General features: G+C 45.9%; 15 protein-coding genes. 8 read left to right on the forward strand and 7 right to left on the reverse strand.

Translation table 11 applies throughout. The features are described 5' to 3' along the window. Positions 1 to 32 precede the first annotated feature (32 nt). The 5 genes from JHD44_RS11070 to JHD44_RS11090 all read right to left on the reverse strand — a co-directional run bounded on the left by JHD44_RS11070 (position 33) and on the right by JHD44_RS11090 (position 6566). Complete coding sequence (locus JHD44_RS11070; RefSeq protein ID WP_199462807.1) at positions 33 to 1262, reverse strand: GGDEF domain-containing protein; 1230 nt, start codon at positions 1260 to 1262, stop codon at positions 33 to 35. A 176-nt stretch (positions 1263 to 1438) separates the two neighbouring features. After that, positions 1439 to 2560 carry a TRAP transporter substrate-binding protein gene (locus JHD44_RS11075; RefSeq protein WP_199462808.1) on the reverse strand — a complete coding sequence of 374 codons (1122 nt, stop codon included), beginning with the start codon at positions 2558 to 2560 and terminating at the stop codon, positions 1439 to 1441. A 233-nt stretch (positions 2561 to 2793) separates the two neighbouring features. After that, a complete protein-coding gene (locus JHD44_RS11080; protein ID WP_199462809.1) occupies positions 2794 to 3918 on the reverse strand; it encodes a TRAP transporter substrate-binding protein in 1125 nt (374 codons plus the stop codon). Positions 3919 to 4132: 214 nt separating this feature from the next. Then, complete coding sequence (locus tag JHD44_RS11085) at positions 4133 to 5257, reverse strand: TRAP transporter substrate-binding protein (RefSeq protein ID WP_199462810.1); 1125 nt, start codon at positions 5255 to 5257, stop codon at positions 4133 to 4135. 256 nt (positions 5258 to 5513) lie between these two features. Continuing rightward, on the reverse strand, positions 5514 to 6566 hold the full coding sequence (locus tag JHD44_RS11090; protein ID WP_199462811.1) for a Gfo/Idh/MocA family oxidoreductase: 1053 nt from the start codon (positions 6564 to 6566) through the stop codon (positions 5514 to 5516). Positions 6567 to 6733: 167 nt separating this feature from the next. Here JHD44_RS11090 and JHD44_RS11095 point away from each other — a divergent pair, with 167 nt between their 5' ends. Then, positions 6734 to 7633 carry a DUF808 domain-containing protein gene (locus JHD44_RS11095; RefSeq protein ID WP_199462812.1) on the forward strand — a complete coding sequence of 300 codons (900 nt, stop codon included), beginning with the start codon at positions 6734 to 6736 and terminating at the stop codon, positions 7631 to 7633. 211 nt (positions 7634 to 7844) lie between these two features. Here the strand turns inward: JHD44_RS11095 and uvrD are convergent, their stop codons facing one another. Continuing rightward, the gene (gene uvrD, locus JHD44_RS11100) at positions 7845 to 10055 is read right to left on the reverse strand and encodes a DNA helicase II (protein ID WP_199462813.1); all 2211 of its coding nucleotides are present in this window, start codon (positions 10053 to 10055) and stop codon (positions 7845 to 7847) included. 168 nt (positions 10056 to 10223) lie between these two features. On the opposite strand from uvrD, the gene JHD44_RS11105 reads away from it, so the two are divergent. From JHD44_RS11105 to JHD44_RS11115, 3 genes are all read left to right on the forward strand, one after another. Continuing rightward, the gene (locus JHD44_RS11105; RefSeq protein ID WP_133561609.1) at positions 10224 to 10418 is read left to right on the forward strand and encodes a PA3496 family putative envelope integrity protein; all 195 of its coding nucleotides are present in this window, start codon (positions 10224 to 10226) and stop codon (positions 10416 to 10418) included. Positions 10419 to 10684: 266 nt separating this feature from the next. Next, a complete protein-coding gene (locus JHD44_RS11110) occupies positions 10685 to 11881 on the forward strand; it encodes an amino acid aminotransferase (protein ID WP_199462814.1) in 1197 nt (398 codons plus the stop codon). A gap of 80 nt (positions 11882 to 11961) precedes the next feature. After that, positions 11962 to 12600, forward strand: coding sequence for a DsbA family protein (locus tag JHD44_RS11115; protein WP_199462815.1), 639 nt, complete (start codon positions 11962 to 11964; stop codon positions 12598 to 12600). Between the two features lie 33 nt (positions 12601 to 12633). Here JHD44_RS11115 and JHD44_RS11120 read toward each other — a convergent pair whose 3' ends face one another. Further along, positions 12634 to 14427 carry a GntR family transcriptional regulator gene (locus JHD44_RS11120; protein ID WP_199462816.1) on the reverse strand — a complete coding sequence of 598 codons (1794 nt, stop codon included), beginning with the start codon at positions 14425 to 14427 and terminating at the stop codon, positions 12634 to 12636. A gap of 163 nt (positions 14428 to 14590) precedes the next feature. Here JHD44_RS11120 and JHD44_RS11125 point away from each other — a divergent pair, with 163 nt between their 5' ends. The 4 genes from JHD44_RS11125 to JHD44_RS11140 all read left to right on the forward strand — a co-directional run bounded on the left by JHD44_RS11125 (position 14591) and on the right by JHD44_RS11140 (position 17881). Next, on the forward strand, positions 14591 to 15808 hold the full coding sequence (locus JHD44_RS11125; RefSeq protein WP_199462817.1) for an aminotransferase class V-fold PLP-dependent enzyme: 1218 nt from the start codon (positions 14591 to 14593) through the stop codon (positions 15806 to 15808). Then, positions 15801 to 16193 carry a SufE family protein gene (locus JHD44_RS11130; protein WP_199462818.1) on the forward strand — a complete coding sequence of 131 codons (393 nt, stop codon included), beginning with the start codon at positions 15801 to 15803 and terminating at the stop codon, positions 16191 to 16193. Before JHD44_RS11125 ends, JHD44_RS11130 begins: the two co-directional genes overlap by 8 nt. Positions 16194 to 16373: 180 nt before the next feature. Further along, positions 16374 to 17090, forward strand: a complete 717-nt coding sequence (locus JHD44_RS11135; RefSeq protein WP_199462819.1) for a tetratricopeptide repeat protein — start codon at positions 16374 to 16376, stop codon at positions 17088 to 17090. Between the two features lie 17 nt (positions 17091 to 17107). Then, positions 17108 to 17881: a hypothetical protein gene (locus tag JHD44_RS11140; protein ID WP_199462820.1), complete on the forward strand. Its 774-nt coding sequence runs from the start codon at positions 17108 to 17110 to the stop codon at positions 17879 to 17881. The last annotated feature ends 805 nt before the right edge of the window (positions 17882 to 18686 follow it).

The following is an 18686-nucleotide window of genomic DNA, read 5'->3' on the forward strand; positions in this document are numbered from 1 at the left end:
TGGGCTTTTTTTTAGATGTTTGTCACACTTCTTTAATCGTAATAAGCCAAACACACTCTATTACGCCCTAAACTTTTTGCTTCGTAAAGTGCTTGATCCACACGTTTAAACGACTCTTCCAGCTGCTGCTCTGAACCCAATTGTATGACGCCAATTGAAACCGTCATCGATAAATTCCCACCACGTAGCGACAAGGTTTGTTCAGGGATATGTCGACGAATATTTTCAGCAATGACTCGAGCTTCAGCCAAGTCATTATCGGGCAATAGTATATAAAACTCTTCTCCCCCAATACGGTAGACTTGGCCACCTTCGGGTAATGCTTCCAGCATACTGTTTACTAAAAATTTTAGCGCTTTATCACCACCACTGTGACCATAAACATCGTTTACCGATTTAAAGTGGTCCACATCAATGGTTAATAAACTGGTGGCGCGTAAGCTCTGACGTGCTTTTTGCAGTGCAACACTGACCGCAATATTAAATTCACGACGGTTGCCTACGCCAGTTAAGGGGTCTGTACGACTTGCTTTGTCTAGCTGTCGCATCAATCGATTGCGATCAGTAATGTTAAGCATCGCGCCCACTTGGCCGCCCTTTTCACCATTCGCTTTATAAAATACGGCCTTGCTGAACTCGATTTCCATCAACTCCCCACTTGCACTTTTTGCCGATGCCTCATATACCTGAGTACCACCAGCCGCCAGCAAGGCTTGATCCGCCTCATAATACACATCGGCTAATTCTTTCGGCGCAATATCGTAAACGGAGTGTCCAATAACGCTCTCTTTCGCTAAACCGATAAATTCACTAAAGGATTGATTACAGCCTCGATAAATATGATGCTCGTCTTTATAAAAGATAGGCACAGGAATAGCGTCTAACACCGTTTGTAAAGAGCTGGGCTGATCCAATGAATGTGACTGCCAAGCACTACGGGATATCTCAGCGATCACCCAGGTTGCTATACGTGAGATATCATCGTAGCCAATGCAATCATTCGCTCCTATTTCAATCATCTGTAGTGATCGCTTGAAACTCCACGCAGAGACCAAAAGCAGAACTTTTCGGGCGCCAACATAGGGGATATCTGTTTCACCAAGGTCTGACTCATGCAGGATCGTCATGCTGGAAACAGGCACTTCAGAGAGCGCCTGAAACGGGCGCCATTGGTGTTCGTATTTTGTATCCTTTAAAAATGAGTTCAATGTCTCCTTCCATGGAGCGAACGCTGGAGAGTAATAAATAATGGAAGGATTCATGGTAACCTAACCGAAATAACCTTATATGCCTTAAGACTATAGGAACTTAAAAACGTTGGTCAAATAATAACCTGTTTTCTTTTGATACCATTCCGTAGCGATATGAAAACGAATGTTTGGATATTAAAAAGCCCTGCTATAGACATAGCAGGGCTTCATCATACATGGATCCTAGATTATTCGGCATCACGAGCGTTTATATACGCACGCTCAGACACATCATGCCATTGTGATACTTTGCCAAGGAAGGCTCTGAAGGACTCGTATACCTTCTTGCTCATCTCATCACTTGCAGCCACTCCTTCAAGCGTTTCTTGAGACGCCACTTTTAGGGCTTTCAAAACGTCTTCAGGGAATGGACGCAGGTCTACATTATGCTCGTTAACAAGCGTTTGTAGGGCATCATTGTTCAATGCAGTGAACTCATCCAACATGTCTTGAGTGGCTTGGCGAGACGCTGAACGAACAATGGCTTGTAAATCTTTTGGTAACGCTTCAAATGCGGTTTTGTTCACCAAAAGCTCCATTTCAGAACCTGGCTCATGCCAGCCTGGGTAGTAGTAGTATTTCGCCGCTTTATACAAACCAAATGCTAGATCGTTGTATGGACCTACCCATTCTGTTGCGTCGATGGTACCCGTTTGCAGTGCTGTGAAGATTTCACCACCCGGCAAGTTGATTGGTGAACCACCTAGTTTCTGAAGCACTTCACCACCTAAACCAGGAATACGCATTTTCAGACCGCTGAAGTCATCTAGAGAGTTGATCTCTTTATTGAACCAACCACCCATCTGTACCCCAGTGTTACCCGCAGTCAGTGGTTTTAGGTTAAACGGTTCGTATACTTCTTCCCATAGCTTCATACCACCACCATGGTAGATCCAAGAGTTGATCTCCTGAGCCGTCATACCAAACGGTACCGCGGTGAAGAATTGCGCAGCCGGAGCTTTACCTTTCCAATAATACGCCGCACCATGACCCATTTGCGCTGTACCGCGAGATACCGCATCAAACACTTCTAGTGGTGGCACGAGTTCTCCAGCAGCATACACTTTGACTTTTAAGCGGCCACCAGACATTTCAGTGATGTTATTAGCGAGGTTTTCCGCGCCAGTTCCTAAACCAGGAAAGTTCTTCGGCCAAGTGGTGACCATTTTCCATTCGATGGTTTCTTGTTTAGCTGGCGCAGCGGCGGCGGTTTCGGTACTGCTAGACTGCTCTGAACCACCACATGCAACAAGTGTTGCCGCAGTGATCCCAGCAAGCGTCCACTTGCTGAATGCTTTCGCGTTGATCATTGGTGTATCCCTCAGAAAACTAGTTACATTATTTTTTTTGTCAGTTCACGACTGGATTGCGCTCGAGTGATTTCACTCTGCACCGTGCGAAAGTGCATATTCTTTTCGCATTGGTGAATAAGGATACTATGCTCTGCACATCAATAGCTCAACACCCACTGACTCAATTGACGTAAAAAAGCCCCTTAATCCAAGGACTAAGGGGCTCATCATGCTAATCCTGTTAAAACGACTTATTCCGCGGCGCGCGCATTCACAAATGCTCGCTCAGAAATGTCGCTCCACTTCATTACTTTCTCTTTAAAGTCTTTCATGGAGTCGTACACTTTCTGACTCATCGGATCGTTGGCTGCAACTTTTTCCATCACCACATCGGTTGATGCACGAAACTCCGCTAGGACATCATCAGGAAAACGCTTCAACATTACACCGTGGTCGTTCACCAGCGTTTCCAAAGCGCTATTATTCTTCGCAGTGAACTCATCTAACATATCTGCATTGGCTTGGCGTGCGGCTGCTCGAACAATCAGCTGAAGATCTTCAGGTAACGCCGTGAATGCGTCTTTATTGATCACCGTTTCGATCGCAGAACCTGGCTCCTGCCAGCCTGGGTAATAGTAGTATTTCGCTGCTTTGTACAAGCCAAACGCAAGATCATTGTATGGTCCTACGAATTCTGTAGCATCAATCGTACCGGTTTGTAATGCCGTGAACATCTCACTACCTGGCATGTTTACAACCGTGACACCTGCATCTGCTAAGACTTCGCCACCAAGACCTGGCATGCGCATTTTCAGACCATTCAGATCCGCTACGGAGTTGATTTCTTTGTTGAACCAACCTCCCATTTGCGTACCTGAATTGCCGGCTGCTAATGGCATCACATTAAAAGGTTCATACACTTCTTCCCACAGTTCCATACCGCCACCTTGAGTCAACCAAGAGTTCATTTCTTGTGCAGTTAGGCCGTAAGGAACGGTGGTAAAGAACTGTGCAGCTGGCACTTTACCTTTCCAGTAATAGGACGCCCCATGACTCATTTGTGCCGTACCACGAGACACAGCATCAAACGCTTCTAAAGCAGGTACTAACTCACCTGCTGCATAAACTTTAACGTGGATACGACCACCAGACATGGCATTGATGCTCTGTGCTAAATGTTCAGCGCCTGTACCCAACGCAGGAAAGTTCTTCGGCCAAGTTGTAACCATTTTCCATTCAATGGTAGCAGGCTTAGCTGGCGCCACAGCTTGGGTTTCAGTATTACTCGATGGCTCGTTTGAACCACCACAAGCCATCAACGTGGCAGCGGTAATGCCAGCAAGTGTCCACTTGCTAAGAGCGTTTGCATTTATCATGGATCGATCCCTTGGAAAACTCGTTACTTTTTATTTGGTAAATAGACCAGATGATAGCAAGCACTCAACAAGCCAATGCTCAATCGTTTATCTGGGGTTTAAGGATACTATGATTTACATAGCTATAGCTCAATGGAGCTATTAGCCATTAGTATTAAAAAAGCCCCTTAATTCAACGAATTAAGGGGCTAATCATCGTTTCTATTGACTAAGATTACTCGCCAGCACGAGCATTGATAAAGGCACGCTCAGAAATTTCATGCCATTTCATTACCTTCTCTTTAAAGGCTTTCATCGAGTCATAAACTTTTTGACTAGCAGGATCGTTTGCTGCAACTTCTGCCATGACTTCATCAGACGCCGTACGTAGCTCAGCTAGTACATCGTTAGGGAAGCGCTTAAGCTGCACATGGTGTTCATTAACCAATGTCTCAAGAGCTGAGTTGTTCAGCGCAGTAAACTCATCAAGCATATCAGCATTCGCTTGACGCGCTGCCGCACGAACGATCTGCTGCAGATCTTGCGGAAGGGCAGCAAACGCATCTTTGTTGATAAAGGTTTCAACCGTCGAGCCAGGCTCTTGCCAGCCAGGGAAGTAGTAGTACTTCGCTGCTTTATAGATACCAAATGCTAGGTCGTTGTAAGGACCAACCCATTCTGTCGCATCAATTGTTCCTGTTTGCATTGCCGTGAAGATTTCACTGCCGGGCATGTTGACAACTGTGGCACCGGCCTTCGCGATCACTTCACCACCTAGGCCAGGCATACGCATTTTCAAACCGTTTAGGTCAGCAACCGAGTTGATTTCTTTGTTAAACCAGCCGCCCATTTGCACACCGGTATTACCCGCAGCCATTGGCACAATGTTAAATGGCGCGTAGATTTCTTCCCATAGCTCCATGCCACCACCGCTATACAACCAAGAGTTCATCTCTTGTGCTGTTAGACCAAACGGCGTGGTTGTGAAGAATTGCGCTGCTGGGACTTTACCTTTCCAGTAGTAAGAGGCTGCATGACCCATTTGCGCCGTACCACGAGACACAGCATCAAATGCTTCCAATGCTGGAACCAATTCACCCGCTGCGTACACTTTTACTTTCAAACGGCCGCCAGACATCTCTGTGATACTGGTCGCCAGTTTTTCCGCACCAGTACCCAGTGCAGGGAAGTTTTTCGGCCAAGTCGTGACCATTTTCCATTCGATCGGCTCCACTTTTGCAGCGGGTGCTGCTTGAGCCGTTTCATTCGTTTGAGTGTCATTACTGCCGCCACAAGCAACCAATGACAAAGAAAACAAACCAGCCAAAGCCAGCTTGCTCAAATTCGCAAGTTTTTGCATGGTATTCCTCAGAAAAGCTAGTTACAGCACATACCTCATGAGTTAATAGAGACAGCACTGATAGGTGCACAAGCAATGCACTGTGCACGATTAGAGATATTTATAATTCGCAGTATTGTTGTTTTTGTAGGCGTTGAATTACTCTCGGATGAGAGCGGAACGAAATGGTATGATGGAAACTTGATCAACTCAACGAAATTCTAAAGCGTTCACAGAATTTCGTTGAGTGATTGCCTTAAGACTGCTTATTGTTTATTTAGAATGCACAATGATAGCCCCATGCTTTGCGCTCTCCAGACAATGCAGACTGCTCGGCTAATTGCATGGCATACACTAACTCACAAGCATGGCGAGACGACACGGGGGCTTCACCGCGACCTTGAATGGCATCCGTTAGCTGCTGATAGAAGTCTATGTAACGCCCCGATTTTAGTGAATCGTGCGTTGTACTGATGTCATCTTGGCTAGGTGCATCGTAGCGAACCGCGGTTTGCTCAGGGCTAGCAAAGCCTTCCTGACCCGGTAACTCACCTGCACGCAATGCATCTTCTTGGGCATCTAAGCCATAGCAATGCCAAGAACCCGCATCGAAGCGCGCGTTGTAACGGCGCATGTCGCCCGCTTCAAAGAGGCTCGCACCAAGGCGCACGCGTGTTTTGCCGTAACCCAGCTCAATTTCAAAGCTATCTGGAGCCGAACCTTCATCTCGTAGTGTATCTATACTGGCTTTTAACCAATCAGGTGTACCCAAAAGCGCCAGCGCTTGGTCCACCACATGTGGGCCAAGGTCCCAAAATATACCCGTGCCCACTCCAGGCTGCTCGCGCCAACGCTGCTGCACCACCGGGCGGAATCGGTCGAAGCGGCTTTCTAATTGCTTCAGATTGCCTAACTCCCTTGTCTCAACCAGTTCCTTAAGACGTAGGAAGTCCCCATCAAAGCGGCGATTTTGATACACCGTGAAGATTAAACCTTTATCGTGGGCGATACGGCAAAGTTCTTCAATCTGTTCAATTTCCGTCACCGACGGCTTTTCCAACAAAACATGCTTACCCGTTTCCAGCGCCAACTTCGCTTGAGGAAAATGCAAAGCATTCGGCGTGGTGATCACCACAAGGTCGATCTCATCACCAGCTATTAAAGCATCCGCGTCATTCACCACCGACACATCAGGCCAGTATTTATGAACCTCATCAGGTTTCGAAGAGCAAATATAGGACAAAGTCATATCCGCCTGATTCATCACAAACGGCGCATGAAATACACGGCCAGATAACCCAAAACCAATAATACCCACTCGGATGGTCATAACGCTCCCTTATCATTTATTCTGTTTGCCACATACTAGCAGTTTTACTGATCCTGTAGAGACGGCTGAAGTGTGAAAGGATCTTCAAGCTTGCATACAAGAGCCTTTCAATTTATCGATCTGCCCCGCACTATGATGACTGACTACACCTGAAACAGGAGTTCACCATGGCAGGGACTAACTTACTCGCGTTAATTGATGACATCGCAACGTTATTAGACGACATCGCGCTGATGTCAAAAGTGGCAGCCAAGAAAACCGGTGCTGTACTTGGCGATGACTTGGCATTAAATGCCCAACAAGTCACAGGCGTCAGTGCTGATCGTGAGCTTCCCGTTGTATGGGCCGTTGCAAAAGGCTCAATGTTGAATAAGATCATCCTAGTCCCATTAGCGTTACTGATCTCTGCCTTTGCACCTTGGCTAATTACGCCTCTGCTCATGATTGGTGGTTTGTATCTTTGCTTTGAGGGCTTCGAGAAAATACTCCACAGCTTGACCCATAAAAAAGAGCACAGTGATCAGCATAGCCTGCCAGAGGGTACAGATTTAGTCGCCTATGAGAAGGATAAAATCAAAGGCGCCATTCGCACGGACTTTATTCTTTCCGCTGAAATCGTCGTCATTGCCCTTGGCACCGTTCAAAACGCTGGCTTTATCAGCCAAGTACTGGTGGTATCCTTGATCGCTATTGCCATGACCATAGGCGTTTACGCCCTTGTCGCAGGCATTGTGAAGATTGATGACCTTGGGCTTTACCTCAGTAAGAAACATCAAAATGGCTTACTCAACACACTGGGGATGGGGCTGGTAGTCTTTGCACCTAAGCTTATGAAAACTCTATCTATTGTTGGCACCATCGCTATGTTCCTCGTCGGCGGTGGCATCATTGCCCACTCCTTGCCCCATATCGAAGCACCGTTAGACTCTCTACCACCCGCCCTAGAAGCCATCGTTTCTGGACTCGTGCCTATGCTGATTAACTTTGGTATTGGCTTATTAGCAGGAGCCTTAGTGTATCTGGCTTGGGAATATATGGTGGGACCTTTGGTATCGCGGGCTCGCTAGACCTCAGAGGGTCCACCGCTTGGAGCTTTACCAAGGAAGAAGTTTCTTTTAATGCTTTGAAACTGATTAAACCCTTCCCGTTTGCCTGATGTGCGCTGACGTGTCGAAGCTGAGGAACGAAGCAAAGACGTTGCGCAAGCAAATCAGGTAACGGGAAGAGGTCTCCCACTGACTGTCGCAGAAGACCTCTCAAACACCGAAACTGAAAAACCTACAAAACCTCTAACTTAGCAAATGACAATACCAGCCACTTGGTGCCGGCGTCGTCAAAGTTGACCTGAACACGCGCCTGTGGGCCTTGGCCTTCGTAGTTCACGACTAAACCTTCACCAAAGATCGGATGCTTCACTCGGTCGCCCATGGAGACATTGGTCTCAGGCACTGTGTGGCCTTGCATGATATTTTGGTTCTGACGCTGAATCGAAGCCGAGTAATCCGGACGTTGCATGGACACAGGTCGCGCCACTTGAGACCGTAAGCGGACTTCTTCCAAACATTCTTCAGGGATTTCGCGAATAAAGCGCGATGGGCTGTTAAATGACTCCGAGCCATGTAAACGGCGCGATTCCGCGTAGGTGATGTAGAGCTTTTGCATCGCGCGAGTAATGCCCACATAGCAAAGGCGACGTTCTTCTTCGAGACGCCCCGGCTCTTCGAAGGACATACGACTTGGGAAGAGGTTCTCCTCGACGCCAGCCATAAATACCAATGGGAACTCCAAGCCCTTCGCCGAGTGTAAGGTCATCAGTTGAACCGAGTCTTGGTATTCGTCCGCTTGCGCTTCACCCGCGTCCAATACCGCTTGATCCAAGAACGCCATCATTGGCGAGCTGAATTCTTCGTCGGTTTCTAACCAGTTAAAGCCACTGGCAGCGTTGACTAACTCTTTTAAGTTCTCTACGCGGGCTTCGCCCTTCTCGCCTTTTTCCTTTTCGTGATAAGGAATCAGCCCCGCCTCAGCAATGATCTGATCGAAAATATCGCCCAAACCAAGATCAGGGTTCTGCAACGTACTGGCCATTCCTTGGATCAACTGCATAAAGCCTTTGATGGCATTGGCCGCGCGAGCAGGCATCAAACTATGCGTCACGATTTGATCGGCCGCTTGCCACATTGAACAGCCTTGATCGCGGGCGATCTCACGGATAGTTCCGATACTGCGCTCGCCAATGCCGCGCGTGGGTACGTTGATCACACGTTCCATCGCACCGTCATCGTTTGGATCAATCGCTAAACGAGCGTAAGCCAGAGCATTTTTGATTTCTAAACGGTCATAGAATCTGTGCCCACCGTAGATACGATAAGCAATTTGTTCCCTAACAAGGCATTCCTCAATGACCCGTGACTGCGCATTGGAGCGGTACAGGATCGCCATATCTTTCAATGCGTTACCATCGTCACGCCATTTTTTGATGATCTCGATAATAAAACGCGCTTCGTCTTGCTCATTAAAGCCCGCGTATACCGAAATCGGTTCGCCTTCGCCGCTGTCTGTCCAAAGCTCTTTACCCAAGCGGTCATCGTTGTTGCTGATCAAGCCATTGGCCGCTTTTAGGATATGACCCGTTGAACGGTAGTTTTGCTCTAGACGAATCGTATGTAGGTCTTTGAAGTGTTTAGATAAATTTTGAATGTTTTCAATCTTTGCCCCACGCCAACCGTAGATCGATTGATCATCGTCCCCGACAGCGGTAATGGAACCTTCCTCTCCCACCATCAAACGCAACCAAGCGTATTGGATGGTGTTAGTGTCTTGAAACTCGTCCACCAACACATGCACAAAGCGCTGTTGGTAATGCTTCAGTAACGCTGGGTTGGTGAGCATTAATTCATGGGCGCGCAGCAGCAATTCACCAAAGTCGAGTAAGCCGTTTTTCTCACAGGCTTCCTCATAGTGATAATACATTTCACGCATACCGCGGGAGAATGGATCATGACTATCCGGCACATGCGCCGCACGGCGGCCTTCGTCTTTTTGCGCGTTGATAAACCAACACACTTGCTTAGGTGGCCAGCGTGTTTCATCGATGCTCAGCTCGCGCATTATGCGCTTTACTAAACGTAGCTGATCATCACTGTCCATGATTTGAAAGCTTTCTTTCAAACCTGCATCGCGCCAATGGGCCCTTAGCAAACGGTGTGCAATACCGTGGAAGGTGCCGACCCACATTCCTTGAGGTGGCACGCCAACCAGTTGTTCGATACGAGCTTGCATTTCGCGCGCCGCTTTATTGGTAAACGTCACGGCCATCAAACTGTAAGGGGAAATTTCGTAGGCGTGCATCAACCAAGCAATGCGATGCACTAATACTCGTGTTTTACCGGACCCAGCGCCTGCTAACACTAGGCTGTTTTGTAGTGGTGCTGCCACCGCTTCCCGCTGCTTATCGTTCAAAGCATCGAGGATAAAAGAAACATCCATTCGTATCCGCCAATAAAAATTTCATAAAAAATAGGTTGATTTTTGACCAGCTTTGCGTTTTTTATATCACTGAAGTCTTGATGTCTGTCTATTTTGACTTTTTTCACCTGTCGATGACAGTGATGTGTGCATTTCTGTCATCCGAAATGGACCTGTGAGGAAAAAATGATGAGTACGCCAGCGGAAACTGTTTCCGAAGTTAAAACTGATTTGTTATACGCTTCTATCAGCTTAAAGAAAGAAGAAAACGAACGTAACCAGAAAGAAGACAGTGCAAGGATGTTAAAAGCACGTCGCGCCATCGAAGCTTATCTGGAAGAAAAACGCCTCAATCATGCGATTTCAGATGGTTGGGACGATTAGCGACCACCTAATTTTTTAGCAGTCTCGAGAGTTTTTCTCACGGGGCTGTCTACTTATCTTTTTCCCTGACACCTCTTTGAAGTGTTGGGCAAGTGCCTTTTACTCATTAAAAGACCTAAATTTGTTGACCTAAATCGCCCACCTTTACATGTGATATCAGGTTGTTTTTATAGCGGAAGCGCCTCGCTTGGAGTACCATTACGGCTAACTATTTAACCGTCAACGCATAATAAAAACAGTACTTATAACCCTTGCGGGGAGTCACCATGTTCGAAAACATTCAAGTTGCACCAGCTGACCCTATTCTCGGCTTAAATGATGCTTATCGTAATGATCCACACCCAAATAAGATTAACTTGGGTGTTGGTGTTTACAAGGACGAGCTCGGCGCGACGCCAATTCTAAAATCTGTTAAGCAAGCTGAAGAGCGCTTAGTGGAAACCGAGAAAACCAAGAGCTACCTAAGCATTGAAGGTACCGAGGCATACCGCAAAGCGGTTCAAGAACTTCTGTTCGGTGCAGATCACGATGTTATTACGAAACAACGTGCTCACACGGCACAGTCTCCAGGTGGTACTGGTGCATTACGCATTGCGGCAGAATTCATCAAAAAACACATGCCAGGAGCAACGGTTTGGGTAAGTAACCCAACGTGGGCAAACCACCAAGCCATCTTCCAGTCGGTAGGTCTCGAGGTAGGCAGTTATGCATACTATGATGCTGCAACAAAATCCCTAGACTTTGAGTCTATGCTTGCTAGCTTGTCGCAAGTACCAGCAGGTGATGTTGTTCTATTCCACGGGTGCTGCCACAACCCAACTGGTATCGATCCAACTACAGAACAGTGGGCACAATTAGCGAAGCTTTGCAGTAAACAAGGCTTCTTGCCGCTGTTTGACTTTGCTTACCAAGGTTTTGGGGCAGGTTTACAAGAAGATGCTGCGGGTCTTCGTGTGTTCTTGGATCAAGCTCAAGAAATGCTGATCGCGAACTCTTTCTCGAAAAACTTCGGTTTATACAACGAGCGTGTGGGTGCTATCACAGTAATTTGTGAAACAGCAGAGCATGCTGATGCAGCTTTCTCTCAAGTGAAACGTTGTATTCGTGCTAACTACTCGAATCCACCATCACACGGTGCAGCAGTGGTAACAGAAGTGCTAACTAACCCTCAGCTACGTAGCTTGTGGGAAATGGAACTTCAAGCAATGCGTACGCGTATTCACGAAATGCGTAGCCTATTCGTTAGCACATTACGTGCAAAAGGCGTTGAGCAAGATTTCTCATTCATTTCTCAACAAAATGGCATGTTCTCTTTCTCTGGCCTAAACCCAGATCAAGTAGCTCAACTGCGCAGCGAATTTGGTATCTACATTGTTGGCTCAGGCCGTATCAGCGTAGCAGGTATGACCAAAGACAACATGGAACCACTTTGTGAAGCCATTGCGAAGGTTCTTGCGAACTAAGTCGTAATCGCTTAATAATGAAAAGCCAGCTAGGCGTCGTCTAGCTGGCTTTTTTATTGTCGCGAAGAACTGGAGCAAACATGACCGCTACGTTAATTTACTGCTATGACCCTATGTGTAGCTGGTGTTGGGGCTTTCGCCCAACATGGACCGCCTTACAAAAAGCCCTAGCAAAACGTATCGATCGAGAAGATTTGACGATTCAGCCCATGCTTGGTGGCTTAGCACCGGACTCTGATATGCCCATGCCCATGGAAATGCGTCAGAAACTAGAAGCCACTTGGCAACGTATTGCATCAGAATTGGGTACAGAATTTAACTATGACTTCTGGCGTCATACAGAGCCGCGTCGTTCCACCTACCCAGCTAATCGTGCTTGTCTCGTCGCGCGTGATGAAAATCTAGAAATGGAAATGTATCACGCGGTCCAGAAAGCCTATTACTTAGAGGCTAAAAACCCATCAGATGTCGATGTATTAGCGGATTGTGCAGAGCATATTGGCCTGAGTCGAACAGGGTTTATCAAGAGCATGAGCTACATCAAACAGCACGGGCTAGTGGAAGAAGAAATCGAGAACGCACGCCACCTCGGGCTGAACTCATTTCCATCACTGGCGCTATTGATCGGGGAAAAGCTGATTAATATTCCCATCAATTACCAAGACCACAAGCCCATGCAAGCCCAGATAGAACACTACTTGAAAGAAGCGGATGCCTAACGGCCTCCGCTAGCTCTCGCATAGTTTAACTGACTAACCAAAATCGTGATTAATGAGATCAAGCATCGGGTTATAAACCGTCTTGGTGCTGCTTTCTTTTGGTTTCACTTGTTCGTCGGAGTCAGAGTTTTGTGATACTTCGCTATCTGGCGAAACAACATCTTCTTGTTTTAACATTACCTCTTCTAAATCGAAGTCGCTTGGCTCAAGTAATATGCCCGCCGACTCGGGCTCAGATTGGCTACTCTCTTCCTTCTGGTTTGCCTCAGTGACATCTTCTGCGGCCTCAGTCTCTGCATTGACCTCATTTTCCTGATGAGTGGCTTCAACTTCCTGCTCTAAGTCTTCAGCTGCTTCCGTTTCCATCACTTCGTCGACACTCAGTGTTTCATCAAGCGCTTCAGGCATCACCACCTCATCACTTGATTCAGAAACTTCAGATAGCGCCTCATCAGTTTCTACACTCACTACTGTTGCTTGCTCTTGTTGTGCCGCATCAATACAGCTTCTTAACTGCACAGCAAGCTTCTCAATACCTTCATAGGTCACATTGACCGCTAACCAATGGTTCGCCTCAGCTTGCGCAGACAAATAGCTACCAGGGACAAGACCATGACGATGTTTGGCAAACAGGGTTGTCAATTGAGCTTCCGTTAGTGCGGTATCGAGTTGCAACCAAAGTGTTAAGCCACCTTTAGCGTTAGCAAAGCGGACTGTGTCTCCTAGGGCGTTTTCTAAGAGACTTTTTGACTTCTCAGCCACTGACCATATTTGGCGTGCCCGACGCATTAGTGAATGACGCTGATTCGGTTGTAGCGCATCGATCAAGGCTTGTTGTTGAGGGTCACTCAAAGCCAGATCTGCACACAATAAAGCCCCCTCTAAGGTTTGATACTTACCCGGTAAACACCAAGCTGCATTGCGATCTACACCTTTGGACTCAACGCCTCCTATGTAGACAATCTGGTTTTTCTCATCCAGAGATTTATAAGTCATTAGTGTGCTGGGCTTGTAGCTCAAATGGGACGTCATATCCCATTCAATCGCTGGAATCTCAAGCTGTTGCACGATTGCTAACCAACGGCGCAAACTCAGGTTTGAAATCTCGCTGCCTCCCGGAAAGCCAAACTGACTAGGGAACACCACCATCTTGATCGCGTCATCACGTAAGCATCGTACCGCTTCATCCAAATCCACACCGCGCTCGCCAGCGGCCAGAGTTACTACATCACGGCCTAAACTGATCAAGGTGGAGGTTAAACGAGGATCACACGGAGTAATTACCAACACCGCTTGCCCTACTTGAGTCAGCGTTTGCACCGCTTGGGTATACATGGCGAGTGGTGATCTACCTAACCAAATCTGTGATGGATGTATTTGAATGGCAACTTTGCGTAAGTGCTCACTGACGGCTTCCCTGACCGCCAAATGGCCTTTCCCTAAAACAGGTAAATCGTTTTCTCCTTGGCGTGCACTCGGATGAAGGAAGTCATCACTTTGATCCACTAACGCCGCGCGATGGGACAAAGCCGACCAAGCTAGCTTTTTACTTAACGCTTCATCAAAACGTACCGCTCGATCCCCCGCCAATAAGTGCGCATGTTTGACCGTGGGCTTATGGCAGACGAAATAGCCCGATTTGGGGCGCGACTCGATCCACCCTTCTTCAGCCAAAATATCATAGCCGTGAATGACGGTGTTCAAGCTTAATTCAAGCTGCTTCGCCAGTTTTCGTAGGGATGGCATTTTATCACCAGGCGATAGCTCACCTTGGCTCATTTGCTGTAAAAACCAATCCACTACGCCTTTATAAAGAAAGTCCGCCACGATCTCTGTACCTTTAATTTGAAAATCAAAATAACTGTATGAACCTTAGCGAATAACACTGAAATGACAAGTGTTTCACCGCTGTAACGTGCAATATTACTGAGATTCACTAAATTTAAGGTACAATTTAGCTCCGTTTTTAGACAGCAGTGGAACCTTGCGTATGGCATTTGATGCAAACACCCTTCGAGCTCAGTTTCCGATTTTACAATTGGAAGCCAATGATCACCCGTTGGTGTATCTCGATAATGCCGCCACCACGCAAAAACCACAGGCTGTGCTGGATGCATTAATGGCCTATTACACCACCAGTAATGCCAATGTTCACCGTGGTGCCCATTACTTAAGTGATCGCGCCACGGCGCAATTTGAGCACGCTCGTGATCGGGTTGCGCGTTTTATTAATGCTGCGGATTCGAACCATGTCATTTGGACCAAAGGCACCACAGAAGCCATTAACTTGGTAGCCTATGGATTGGAATGGTGTCTAAAGCCCGACGATGAGATCCTGATCACCAGTCTTGAGCATCACGCCAACCTTGTACCGTGGCAACAATTGGCGTTTCGCACAGGTGCTCGTTTGCGTGTGTTACCCCTAACTTCTAAGGGCGAATGGGAGCCTGAATACGAGCGTTATTTTAATGACCACACCCGTATTTTTGCCTGCACTCAGATCTCCAATGCCATTGGCGTCAAAACCCCCATTAAAGAAATGCTCGCGGCCGCGAAAGCCGTCAAGGCCTTTACTTTGGTCGATGGCGCGCAAGCGGTCGCTCACTATCCTGTCGATGTACAAGACTTAGATTGCGACTTCTACGTCTTTTCAGGCCATAAAATGTACGGCCCAACAGGTATTGGCGTGCTGTATGGTAAACCTCATGCCCTAGAAGTGCTGACCCCCGTACAGACGGGCGGCGAGATGGTACGTCATGTGACGTACAACAGCACAGAGTTCAATGTTTTGCCCTATCGCCTTGAAGCAGGCACGCCCAACATCGAAGGTGTCATTGGCATGACTGCGGCCTGCGACTTCCTAGCTAATCAAGATCGAACAGCGATGATTGAATGGGAGCAGAAGCTCGCGCGCTATGTGTATGATGAACTGAAGTTTAATACCTCGATTGAAATCTATTCACCGGCGACAGACACTACCGTGGTCTCCCTTAGCGTACCGGGCATTCATACATTAGACCTAAATGGTTATCTCGATAGCCAAGGGGTTGCAGTACGTGCTGGCAGTCACTGTGCCCACCCATTAATGGCGCAACTGGGCGTGAGTAGCACCCTACGCGCATCGTTTGCTTGCTACAATACCCTATCGGAAGCACGTCGCTTCTGTGATGTTTTAATCGAAGCCATTGAGATCCTAGGTGATGACTGATTTAACCCGCGACGCTATTCAAACACGACTACAAGCCTGCACCAGCAAAGAAGCCACCTTCAAAGAGTTAGTGAGCCTTAGCAAACAGCTGGAGCGTCTAACGGATGCAGACAAAACTGAAGAGAATAGGGTAAAAGGCTGTGAAAGTGCTGTCTGGCTGATTGAGCACCAAGATAATGGTGTTTGTACCTTCCAAGCGGACAGCGACGCCAAACTGATGCGCGGTGTTCTTATGGTCATCCTGAGCTTAGTAAATGGCCACAGCAAAGCCGAACTACAGCAACGAGACTTAGTCGCCGAGCTCAGTCAGTTTAACCTTTCCAGCTACCTGACCAGCTCTCGCACTAATGGCGTGTTGAGCGTATTAAAGAAGGTTCAAAACTAATAATAAAGCGATCTACAGATCGAGAAGATCCTATTCAAAAACACCATGAAAATAAAATAACCACATACTTGCTTTTTCTTAATGTAAGTAATGGGTAAAGAGTAGGTTTTGTACTACTATTTTTGATTAAGTTTTATTATTCTGCGAATCAAAATCTCGAGATCAAAGGACTGATATATAATGATCTATACAAAAAAAAAGCTCTTATTATCTATCTTTATCTCATCTTTAACTCTTTTCTCATCACTTTTATTAGCGAATGACTATTCAAAAATAGCTCTGGCTACTGAGCTACTTTTCTCTGGACAAACTGCTCATTCTAAAGAGCTGTTCACGCAATTAGCAGCGGAAGGTAATGGCGACGCCCACTACTACTTAGCTCTAATTGCAAAAAAGGAGGGCGATAGTCCTGGCATAGCGCTAGAGTACCTAAAACACGCTGCGAACGAGGGCAACTCTGAGGCAATGTTTGAAATTGGAAGTATGTATGCAAACGGCGAAGGTGTGAAAAAAGATCTTCTAAAAGCTATGGATTGGCAAAGAAAATCCGAAAGCTCCTCATACAGCTCATTTTCTGATATTTATTACGTGGCTACAGATGGCAATAGTACTGAAACCATAGATCCTAGAACGCTGCTCGAATCTTTAATAAGGGAAGCAGAAATCGGTAACATCGCATCACAATACAAAGTAGCAAAAAGCTATGATTTTGGCATACATGGCATTAAAGATGACAACAAATCTATAGAGTGGTATCAAATTGCAGCTGAGAGCGGGCATCGCTATTCACAGCAGTTGCTGGGGTATTTCTTCTGCCGTGGCATTTATGTCGCTAGAAATATTAAAACAGCAAATGCTTGGCTCACTAGATCCAACAGTGATGCTAAATGTAAATAACAAGGAAGGTATAAAAAATGAGATTAGATGATCAACTAGTAACAGAGCTAAAAAGACAAGAGCAGGTAATCCAAGTTATATCACTAGACATACTTTTAGAAGCATACTCTAGAAACCAAGATAGAATTAAAACTGGATCAGGGTATGTTGCGCCATTAATGGACACAAAAACTGTCAAAAGTCTTATAGAAGAATTTGGATTTAAAGCAGAAAAAGTAGTAATTAAGCAATACGCTGATGGAAAAAAATACGTTGTTTTTCGGGGTTATGCGGGTAACAGAGAGGTATTTACTGGTACTCGTTACCTAATCGATAATCCCAAAGTAGTAAGAATGGCAATTGGCCCTAAAGGAATAACTACGTCTGTAAAAGGTGGGACTGTTGTCACTGCAATTCTGTTCGTAGGAATAGAGGTTTTTGACTACCTTATTAGAGATACAGCAACATTATCAGATCTATTAGGTACTGTTACAGGAGATTTAGTTAAGTTAGGCATTAGCTCTATTGCTGCTGCCGTTGCTGGCTGTGCGGTAGGGTCTGCAGCTATCGTTGGATCCATTGCGGCTGGCCCTTTAATAGCTGCGGTTACTGTTGGTATTATTACAGGACTAGTACTTGAGGAAATTGATAAGCATATTGGTGCTACAAATGCTCTTATTAAAGCATACGCGAGAATGGGTATAAGCTTACGAGAGATAAAATCCGATATTAATAGAAACCTTAACTTTTTAGAGCGGAATCCTCAGTATATTCCTTGCTTATTTGGGCCTTGCTCTGTAAGAGGATACTGATGCCCATTAAATTAGCGAAGGGTATTTTTATTTTCTTAATATGCATATCTATACCTGCTGCACTCTTTCCTTTTTATGAATTTTTTAGGGTAATAATTGCTACGCAAAAGCATGCAAGCCAGATAGAGTTTGATAGCGGAATATTCTTCTTATTATTGATGTCGGAATTTTGGTTATTCTGCTTTATTGAGTACTCTGGAATACATCGAAAGTATCCGGTATTCATAAAAAAATATGCTGCGAAAATGATTATATATTGGTTTATTACATCTCTGGCATTAGCCTACACGGCCCCTTATCTCCTAGTTACGCAACTAGAGCGTAAAGGCTATCAGAAGTGTGCCGTAGAGCCTTATCCTTCTAGGATCTCCAGAGGGGAAGCTAAGCTATATAAATTTAGTTGCGATTAATAGGCTTTTTCACCCGTTGCTATGGGAAGATGCGAACAAGTTTTTTCACGGAGAATGTATCTTTTCTATCCTATTGAAATTGCATGTAATTATTTATTCAAAGGCATCGTGATTTTAACTTATTCGCATATTTCTTACGTAACCATCATGGCAACACTTTTATATCATAGTGCCGAACATGATAAATCAAGAGCTATAAAAAAGCTGATACAGAGAGGGATATTAAGGGTGTCAGATGTCTAATGATTACATTTTTTATACTCTACTATTCATACTTTTAGCGATGTCTACTTGGACACTAAGAAAAGCATATATTGAAAGACATAATATCTTCAACAAAACTAAACCACCCGACAAAAGAAGTCTTATGTTGTATTCTTATTACTTTGGATGGA

The sequence above is a fragment of the Marinomonas ostreistagni genome (assembly GCF_016461785.1).
In the GTDB taxonomy this organism is placed as follows: domain Bacteria; phylum Pseudomonadota; class Gammaproteobacteria; order Pseudomonadales; family Marinomonadaceae; genus Marinomonas; species Marinomonas ostreistagni_A.